The organism is Pseudomonas sp. PDM03, from assembly GCF_014852385.1.
Classification (GTDB): Bacteria; Pseudomonadota; Gammaproteobacteria; order Pseudomonadales; family Pseudomonadaceae; genus Aquipseudomonas; species Aquipseudomonas migulae.
In genome coordinates, this window is sequence record NZ_JACVBM010000026.1 from 65812 (window position 1) to 74714 (window position 8903).

Annotated in this window: 8 protein-coding genes; 7 read left to right on the plus strand and 1 reads right to left on the minus strand. The window is 62.0% G+C overall.

What is annotated here, in order from left to right; all coding sequences use genetic code 11:
- Positions 1 to 31 precede the first annotated feature (31 nt).
- On the minus strand, positions 32 to 706 hold the full coding sequence (ytfE, locus tag IB254_RS26525; protein WP_008029646.1) for an iron-sulfur cluster repair protein YtfE: 675 nt from the start codon (positions 704 to 706) through the stop codon (positions 32 to 34).
- A 155-nt stretch (positions 707 to 861) separates the two neighbouring features.
- Here ytfE and norR point away from each other — a divergent pair, with 155 nt between their 5' ends.
- The 7 genes from norR to ubiT all read left to right on the plus strand — a co-directional run bounded on the left by norR (position 862) and on the right by ubiT (position 8445).
- A complete protein-coding gene (gene norR, locus IB254_RS26530) occupies positions 862 to 2391 on the plus strand; it encodes a nitric oxide reductase transcriptional regulator NorR (protein WP_192420352.1) in 1530 nt (509 codons plus the stop codon).
- 78 nt (positions 2392 to 2469) lie between these two features.
- A complete protein-coding gene (gene pdxH / locus IB254_RS26535) occupies positions 2470 to 3117 on the plus strand; it encodes a pyridoxamine 5'-phosphate oxidase (protein WP_008043454.1) in 648 nt (215 codons plus the stop codon).
- 1101 nt (positions 3118 to 4218) lie between these two features.
- Positions 4219 to 4773, plus strand: coding sequence for a molybdenum cofactor biosynthesis protein B (gene moaB, locus IB254_RS26540; protein WP_008034780.1), 555 nt, complete (start codon positions 4219 to 4221; stop codon positions 4771 to 4773).
- Positions 4770 to 6005: a gephyrin-like molybdotransferase Glp gene (gene glp / locus IB254_RS26545; protein ID WP_192420354.1), complete on the plus strand. Its 1236-nt coding sequence runs from the start codon at positions 4770 to 4772 to the stop codon at positions 6003 to 6005. Before moaB ends, glp begins: the two co-directional genes overlap by 4 nt.
- Before the next feature lie 78 nt (positions 6006 to 6083).
- A complete protein-coding gene (ubiU, locus tag IB254_RS26550; protein ID WP_008034782.1) occupies positions 6084 to 7079 on the plus strand; it encodes a ubiquinone anaerobic biosynthesis protein UbiU in 996 nt (331 codons plus the stop codon).
- Positions 7080 to 7090: 11 nt separating this feature from the next.
- The gene (locus IB254_RS26555) at positions 7091 to 7981 is read left to right on the plus strand and encodes a U32 family peptidase (RefSeq protein ID WP_192420355.1); all 891 of its coding nucleotides are present in this window, start codon (positions 7091 to 7093) and stop codon (positions 7979 to 7981) included.
- Positions 7975 to 8445, plus strand: coding sequence for a ubiquinone anaerobic biosynthesis accessory factor UbiT (ubiT, locus tag IB254_RS26560; RefSeq protein ID WP_008044144.1), 471 nt, complete (start codon positions 7975 to 7977; stop codon positions 8443 to 8445). The genes IB254_RS26555 and ubiT overlap by 7 nt, the downstream gene beginning before the upstream one ends.
- Positions 8446 to 8903 lie beyond the last annotated feature (458 nt).

The following is an 8903-nucleotide window of genomic DNA, read 5'->3' on the forward strand; positions in this document are numbered from 1 at the left end:
GTGGGAGCGAGCCTGCTCGCGAAAAGTGTGATCAGTGGTGTGGGTTCAGGGCGTTGATGAACAGCACGTTGTTTTCCAGGTGAATGTGTTGCATCAGGTCGTCCTTGAATTCCAGCAACCCGCGATAGAGTGCGCGCCAGGTGTTGCAGGCATCCGCCGGCGGAGTGATGTGGTGGGTCAGGGCGAGCATCTGTTCCAGCGCTTCGCCATGTTGATCATGTTCGAAACGCAACACCTGGATCGGCGGTGCGGCCTGCGGGCCGATGCCCTGTTGCAGCATCGGGAAGAGCACTTGTTCTTCCTTGAGCATGTGGCCTTCGAGTTCTTGCTGCATGTCGCTCAGCAGATCGGCCAAGCCGTTGGGACAGGTGCTGCGCGCCCCGTGCACTTGCTCGACGCGCCGGGCCAGGCGGATCAGTTCCGGCAGTTGCTCGCGGTGGCGGGCGTGGTAGCGCGTCAGGAGGTGGGCAATCAACGCCTCGGACGTTTCGGTGCGCCAGTCGTGCTGGGTTTCGCCGGTGTCTTGCAGGGTTTCCAGGGCATCGGCAATCAGCAGCGGATCGAGGTCTTTGCCAAGGGCCGCTTCCCGCAGGCTTTTATGCCCGCCGCAACAGAAGTCCAGTTTGAAGTTGTGAAAGATTCGGGTAGCGCCGGGAATGTCGCAGGCCAGTTGGCCGAGGCTTTGTTCCAGTAGGGTCTGGCTCATCAGGGTTTCCTTGCTTGGGTTTCAACGGTTCCCCTGGCTTGTTGCATCCGGCGTGCCATATTTAACTGATTGATAAATATGAATTTATTTTTAGTTGTGGTGATGCGCACCCTGACGCATTAGGGTGAATCCCACCATAGAGGGTAATTAAAACCATGCTGCGTGAAAGCCTGGCGGCCGACCTGATTGTCGAGTTGCCCAATGCCGTGCGGTTGCAACGGCTGGTCCAGACCCTGCGCCAATACTTCAACAGTGGCGCGGTGGGATTATTGCGTCTGGATGGCGACAGCCTCAGGCCAGTGGCGACGGTGGGGCTGGTGCATGAAGCGTTGGGGCGCCGGTTCGTCATCGCCCAGCATCCCCGGCTGGCGGCGATCATGGCCTCGCGCGAACCCGTCTGGTTCGAGCCCGACAGTCGCCTGCCGGATCCTTACGACGGATTGCTCGACAACCACATCGGCGAACCGCTGCCGGTGCATGACTGCATGGGCGTGAGTCTGTATGTCGAGGGGCGGATCTGGGGCGCGATCACCCTCGATGCCCTGCACGCCGGAACCTTCGACAGCCGTGCGCGGGAGGAGCTCAAGCGCTGCACCTTGCAGATCGAAGCAGCCGTGCGGGTCACTCGCCTGGAACAGGAAAACCGCAGCTTGCGCCTGTCCCGCAGCGATCCTCAGGATTTGCGAATGCCGGTCGAGGAAGGCGAGATCCTCGGGCAGAGCGAGGTGTTGCATCAGCTACTCAATGAGCTGGACGTGTTGGCCGACTCCGATCTGCCGGTGTTGCTGCTGGGCGAGACCGGCGTTGGCAAAGAACTGTTCGCCCGGCGCTTGCATCGTTTGTCGCGGCGCAGCCACAAGCCGCTGATTCAGGTCAACTGCGCGGCCTTGCCCGAGTCGTTGGCGGAGAGTGAATTGTTCGGTCACGTCAAAGGCGCCTTCTCCGGCGCCACGGGTGACCGTGCCGGGCGCTTCGATGCGGCCAACGGTGGCACGCTGTTTCTCGATGAAGTCGGTGAGTTGCCATTGAGTGTGCAGGCGAAATTGCTGCGCACCCTGCAGAACGGCGAGATCCAGCGCCTGGGCGCGGACAAGCCGCTGCATGTCGATGTGCGCATCATCGCCGCCACCAATCGGCACCTGCCGGACAGCATTCGCGATGGCCTGTTTCGGGCGGATCTGTATCACCGACTCTCGGTGTACCCGGTACCGATCCCTTCGTTGCGCGAACGTGGCAATGACGTGTTGATGCTGGCCGGGCATTTCCTTGAACTCAATCGGGCGCGGCTCGGCCTGCGTGGCTTGCGTCTGTCTCCGGCGGCCGAACGCGCGCTGCTGGCGTATACCTGGCCGGGTAATGTGCGCGAGCTCGAGCATGTGATCAGTCGTGCCGCCTTGAAGCAGCTCAGTCGCGGCAGCAGTCGTGCGTTGATCATGACGCTGGAGCCCGAGATTCTTGATCTCGACAGTGCTCCGAACGCACCGCAGGTTGTTTCTGAGCCTTGCGACGCCGCTCCGGCTGATCTGCCATTCCAGCCGCTGGGTGAAGCCGTCGACGATTATCAACGCAAGAAAATTCTCCAGGCCCTGAGCCTGTCCGGGGAAAACTGGGCCAGCGCGGCGCGGATTCTGGAAGTCGATCCGAGCAATTTGCACAAACTGGCGCGGCGTCTGCGGCTCAAGTAATCGACACTGTTGATGGCGGTCAAGGTCGGTTGGCGCAGTGCCTCGCACACTGAGCAAAACCTTCCGGAGATCACTGTCATGCCGCTTTCCCTGGCCCAAATGCGCCGCAACTACACCCTGTATGGCTTACAGGACGAGCATGCGCTGGATGACCCTTTGGTGATGTTTCGCCAATGGCTGCAACTGGCCCGCGACACCGAGAGCGCGCCTGTCGAAGCCAATAGCATGATGCTGGCGACGGTCGACAGCGATGGGCGGCCGCACTGTCGTGTCCTGTTGCTCAAGGGTTTGAGCGAGGAAGGGTTTACGTTCTTCGGTCATTACCAGAGTGACAAGGGTCAGCAACTGGCCGCCAATCCTTATGCCGCCATGACGTTTTTCTGGCCGGGGCTGGAGCGGCAGGTGCGTATCGAAGGTCGCGTCTCGAGGCTGGATCCGGCGCTGTCGGATGAGTACTTTGATTCCCGGTCCATGGCCAGTCGTCTTGGTGCCTGGGCTTCACCGCAAAGCCGTCCGCTGGCGAGTAGGGCAGCGCTTGAATTGCTGTTGGCTGACACGATCAAACGCTTCGTCGGGCAGACTGTTTCGCGACCCGAGCAGTGGGGCGGCTATTGTCTGCATCCTGAGCGCCTGGAGTTTTGGCAGGGGCGTGCGGACCGGTTGCATGACCGTATTGACTATCGCTTGCATGAGGGTGTCTGGAAACGGAGCCGTTTGGCGCCTTGAGTCTGATGGGAAATGGTGGGGGGCTTTGTTGGTGTGTATATCCGTTTCTTCGGTGATGGCTGCTATTGGTTTCGCCCTTACGGCGAGTCACTTTCGAAAAGCCTGCGCGGCCCGGCGGAAAGTAACCAAAGCGCTTTTGCCCCTTTCGTTCGGTGGCTCGCTAATGCTCGCCATGCCCTCGCTCCGGTCCTGCTCCGTGGGCCCGCCGCGATCGGCCATCCTTGGCCGTGCGCGGCTAACCCGGCATCCATGCCGGGTTGCCCACTGCGCAGAACCTCCACTCGGCCTCTCGAGGGGGCGACTACCGCCACAGCCGCCGAGGCGGCCTGAAAGCCGACCTGGCTCTTTAGATGTCCGCGTTCTTCTTCTCTGCTGCGTTCACTCATTCCGGACATGTACACCAATCCCCTGTAGGAGCGGGCTTGCTGGCGATGGCGTCCGTCCAGCCCATACATACGTGACTGACCCACCGCCATCGCCAGCAAGCCGGCTCCTACAGGGGATCGTATTTATCCAAACACATATGCACTTCCCTTGTAGGAGCCAGCTTGCTGGCGATGGACGTCAACGATAACGCGGGCTGCCTGAATGAATGCGTTGTCCGGTCGTTTTTCGCGGGCAAGCCTCGCTCCTACAGGAGGGACTCGTGTGTGCTTTTGATTTTCACCACTCATCAGGCCGAGCGTTAGCTCGCCTTCAGCTTTTGATCTTGAGGTACACGCCCCCTCGAGAGGCCGAGTGGAGGTTCTGCGCAGTGGGTAACCCGGCATGGATGCCGGGTTAGCCGCCCCCGGCCATGGATGGCCGATGGCGGCGGGCCCACGGAGCAGGACCGGAGCGAGGGCATGCCGAGCCTAGGCGAGGCACCGAACGAAAGGGGCAAGAGCCTTTTGGTTACTTTGGGGCTTTTCCAAAGTGACTCGCCGTAAGGGCGAAACCAATAGCCGCCATCACCGCACCAACGGATATGCCCCCCAACAAACCCATCCCCCCATCAGCCAGAAATCCATGCGCCCGAGAGGTACCTCCTTGGAGGAATAGGCTCATCAAGGATTCCGGTTCAGGCTTGGGCCCATACCCTCATCTACGGGAAACCTGGACATGGCCCATCTGGCGCAACGCACATTTGAACCCCTGAACATTGCCGTGCTGACCATCAGCGACACACGCACCTTCGACACCGACACCTCAGGACAGACCCTCACCGATTTGCTGCAAACCGCCGGGCATGTGTTGATCGATCGTGACCTGGTCAAGGACGATATCTATCAGATCCGCGCCACCGTTTCCCGGTGGATCGCCGACCCCGAAGTACAAGTTGTGCTGATGACCGGCGGCACCGGTTTCACCGCTCGCGACAACACGCCGCAAGCTGTCCTGCCGCTGCTGGACAAACACGTGGAAGGCTTCGGCGAATTGTTCCGTCAGGTATCCCTGGAGGAAATCGGCATGTCCAGCCTGCAATCCCGGGCACTGGCCGGCATGAGCAACGGCGTACTGGTGTGCTGCGTACCCGGTTCGCCGGGTGCCTGCCGGACGGCCTGGAACAAGATCCTGCTCGAACAACTGGACAGTCGCACCGGCCCGTGCAATTTCGCCCCGCATTTGAAACCTCAGGCCCAACGTAACATTGATGCCTGCGAGACACGCTCATGACCGGCCGGGTGTGCGACCTCGGCAGCCTGATGCCGGTGGACGAGGCCATCAGCCGCCTGCTCGATCAGGCACCGCCGCCGCCCCTGGTGCAAATGATCCGCCTGGATCAAGCGATGGGACGCGTGCTGGCAGCGGATATCCATTCCCCGGTGAACCTGCCAGCCTGGGACAACAGTGCCATGGACGGTTACGCCCTCAGGGCTTGCGACCTGCCCGAGGAGGGTGGCTGGCTGTTGATCGGCGGGCGAATCGCGGCGGGGGATCAGGCGTGCGCACCGTTGCTCGCGCAACAAGCGGTGCAGATTTTTACCGGTGCACCCTTGCCTCCAGGCGCCGACACCGTCGTGCCGCAAGAGCGTTGCCGTATCGACGGCGAGCGAGTCTGGTTGCCACCCGCAAGCGTTGGCGATCACGTACGCAAAGAGGGTGAAGAAGTTCGTCGCGGGCACCTGCTGCTCAAGGCGGGAAAGCGCCTGCGCGCACAGGAAATCGGGTTGCTGGCCGGCGCCGGAATTGCGCGGATCGAAGTCTATCGACCGTTGCAGGTGTGTTTGCTCAGCAGCGGCAATGAACTGCGCGAGCCGGGCGATCCCTTGGCGCCGGGGCAGATCTACAACAGCAATCGCTACTGCCTGGCGGAGCTGTTGCGTGGATGGGGTGTGGAGGTGCATGACTACGGCGTGATGGCCGATGAGCTGGCGGCCAGTCGGCACGCCTTGAGCCTGGCGTCGTCGGAATGCGACCTGTTGCTGAGCAGCGGCGGTGTTTCGGTCGGCGAGGAGGATCATCTCAAGCACGCCATCGAGGAACTGGGCAGCATCGATTTCTGGCGCCTCGCCATGCAGCCGGGCAAACCGCTGGCTTTTGGCGAAGTGGCGGGCAAACCGTGGATCGGCGTGCCCGGCAATCCTTCGGCAGCACTGATTACCGCGTTGGTGGTGGTGCGACCGTTCTTGCTCCGGGCCCAGGGTATGACGGACGTGATGCCACGGCCACTGGCCGTGCCAGCCGGGTTCGACTGGTTACAACGCAACAAGCGTCGGCAATACCTGCGAGCCAGGTTGACGCCCGGCGCTGGCGGCCAGTTGAGCGTGGAACTGCACCCTCAGCAAAGCTCGGCGATGTTGACGGCCGCGTGCTGGGCTGACGGGCTGGCAGTGATCGACTGCGAGCAGCAAGTGCTCAAGCACGACAACGTGATGTTCCTGTCCTTTGCCGACCTGATGCAGTGAGGGCAATTGATTGCCGTCAAGGCAGTGCCTGCCGGTCTGGCTAGACTGGCAGCGCCGCTTTTTTCATGAGGATTACCCATGCAACTGGTCTGCCCGGCAGGGAACCTGCCTGCGCTCAAAGCGGCGGTGCGCCAAGGCGCCGATGCCGTGTATGTCGGCTTTCGCGATGACACCAACGCCCGGCATTTCGCGGGGCTGAACATGGACGACAAACAGTTCGACGCCGCCGTCGCCCACATCCGTCAGCATCAACGCAAACTCTATGTCGCCGTCAACACCTACCCGCAACCCAAGGGCTGGGAGCGCTGGCAGCGGGCGGTGGACCGTGCTGCCGATTTCGGTGTGGATGCGCTGATCGCCGCCGACCCCGGGGTGCTCAACTATGCCAGCCAGCGCCATCCGCAACTGGCGTTGCACCTCTCGGTCCAGGGCTCGGCGACCCACGCCGCTGCGCTGGCGTTTTACGCGCAGCGCTACGATATTCGGCGCGCCGTGCTGCCACGGGTGTTGTCGTTGGCGCAGGTGCGCCAGGTGGCCGCCAGCAGCCCAGTGCCCATTGAAGTCTTCGGCTTCGGCAGCCTGTGCATCATGGCCGAAGGGCGTTGCCACCTGTCGTCCTACATCACCGGCGAGTCACCGAACCTGTGCGGCGTCTGTTCGCCGGCCAAGGCGGTGCGCTGGAGCGAGGACGCCGAAGGGTTGAGCGCGCGGCTCAGTGAAGTCCTGATCGATCGCTATACCCCCGACGAACCGGCCGGTTACCCGACCTTGTGCAAAGGCCGCTTCCTGGTCGACGGCAAACGCTTTCATGCCCTGGAAGAACCCACCAGCCTCGACACCCTGGACCTGCTGCCGGAGCTGACGGCCATCGGCGTCGAAGCCGTGAAAATCGAAGGCCGCCAACGCAGCCCGGCCTATGTCGAGCAAGTCACCCGGGTCTGGCGCGCCGCGCTGGATGCCCATCGCGGCGCGCCGGGCGCTTTTCGGGTCAAGGAAGAATGGCGTCAGGTGCTGGCCGGGTTGTCCGAGGGCAGCCAGACCACCCTGGGTGCATATCATCGATCATGGCAATGAGGGGACGCGACATGAAGCTCAGCCTGGGACCGGTCCTGTTTTATTGGGACAAGGAGCAACTCAGCAACTTTTACGCCGAGATGTCGGCCATGCCCCTGGACGTGATTTACCTGGGGGAAACCGTGTGCTCGAAACGCCGGGCCTTTTCACTGGATCAGTGGCTGGGACTGGGGCGCGAGTTACAGGAGTGCAGCCAGGCGCAGTTGGTGATCTCCAGCCTGACGCTGATCGAAGCGGCGTCGGAGCTTTCCAGCCTGCGCCGCCTGTGTGACAACGGCCAACTGCTGGTGGAGGCCAATGACATGGGCGCGGTGCAGTTCCTCGCCGAGCGCCAGTTGCCGTTCGTGGGTGGCCCGGCCCTCAACCTGTACAACGGCCACTCGCTGGCGCAACTGCTCGACTGCGGAATGACCCGCTGGGTGCCGCCCGTGGAGTGTTCGGCGGCGCTGATCCGCGATGTGATCGGGCAGGTCCGTGAACTTGGGCGTGCGGTGCCGGAAGTTGAAATTTTTGCCTATGGGCATTTGCCCCTGGCCTATTCCGCACGCTGTTTCACTGCCCGCGCGGAAAACCGGCCCAAGGACGACTGCCAGTTTTGCTGCATCAACTACCCCGACGGTATGGCGCTGACCAGCCAGGAAGGGCAGCCGCTGTTTACCCTCAACGGTATTCAGACCATGTCGGCTGAAGTCACCAATTTGCTCGCCGATTATTCCGGGCTGGTGGACTGCGGTGCCGATCTGTTGCGCCTGAGCCCGCGTGCGCAGGGCATGGCCGAGGTGATTGACAGTTATCAGCGGGTTCGTTCGGGCGAGACACCGCCGCTGTTTGTCGAAGGGTGCAATGGCTACTGGCATGGCCAGGCCGGCATGTTGCGCGTCGAGGAGGTTGGCCTGTGCTGAACCGAAAAAAGTGGCTGCTCAAAGGTGCCGACCGGTTGTTGCCGCTGGTGCGTCGGGTGCCGTTTGCCGTGCAGCGCCTGGCGTTGCAGCAGGCGCTCAATCGTTGCCTCGCCGAGCCGTTGCGTGATGGCGAGTTTGAGGTGTTGCGCGGGCGTTGGTTGTGTTTGCGGATTCCCGACCTGGGGTTGTCCTGGTACTTGACGCTCAGTCGTCAGGGGTTGCGGATTGCCGAGCATGCTACGGCGGCGGTGACGATCAGCGGGAACTGGCGTGAGTTTTTACTGTTGGCCAGTCGTCAGGAGGATCCGGACACGCTGTTTTTTCGTCGGCGTCTGGTGATTGAGGGCGACACAGAATTGGGGTTGGCGTTGAAGAATTTGATCGACAGTCTTGATCCTGATGTGTTGCCGGTCTGGTTGTGGCGGAATCTGGAGCGGGCGGGGAAGGGGCTGGCGGCGGGGTGACCTGTAGGAGCCGGCTTGCTGGCGATGGCTTTGTGTCAGGCTCCGAATTTTTTTCAGGTGTACATATCCATTCCTTTGGTAACGACGGCTTATGGTTTCGCCCTTACGGCGAGTCCCTTTTCCAAACGCCGAAAAGGAACCAAAAGGCTTTGCCCCTGACGTACGGCCCTTCGCCTAGGCTTAGGGTACCCTCGCTCCGGTCCTGCTCCGTGGGCCCGCCGCGATCGGCCATCCCTGGCCGTGCGCGGCTAACCCGGCATCCATGCCGGGTTGCCCACTGCGCAGAACCTCCACTCGGCCTCCCGACGGGGCAGATCAAAATCAATAGCCAAAGCAAAGCAAAAACGAGGCGGCCTGCCAGCCGACCTGTCTCTATGATCGTACGCATTCCCCTGTAGGAGCCGGCTTGCTGGCGATAGCGGTGGGTCAGTCAACTTATTTCTCGACTGACCCACCGC

Coding starts and splice junctions, on each gene's coding strand:
- ytfE (WP_008029646.1), bottom strand. CDS start 706: ATGAGCCAGACCCTACTGGAACAAAGCCTCGGCCAACTGGCCTGCGAC.
- norR (WP_192420352.1), top strand. CDS start 862: ATGCTGCGTGAAAGCCTGGCGGCCGACCTGATTGTCGAGTTGCCCAAT.
- pdxH (WP_008043454.1), top strand. CDS start 2,470: ATGCCGCTTTCCCTGGCCCAAATGCGCCGCAACTACACCCTGTATGGC.
- moaB (WP_008034780.1), top strand. CDS start 4,219: ATGGCCCATCTGGCGCAACGCACATTTGAACCCCTGAACATTGCCGTG.
- glp (WP_192420354.1), top strand. CDS start 4,770: ATGACCGGCCGGGTGTGCGACCTCGGCAGCCTGATGCCGGTGGACGAG.
- ubiU (WP_008034782.1), top strand. CDS start 6,084: ATGCAACTGGTCTGCCCGGCAGGGAACCTGCCTGCGCTCAAAGCGGCG.
- IB254_RS26555 (WP_192420355.1), top strand. CDS start 7,091: ATGAAGCTCAGCCTGGGACCGGTCCTGTTTTATTGGGACAAGGAGCAA.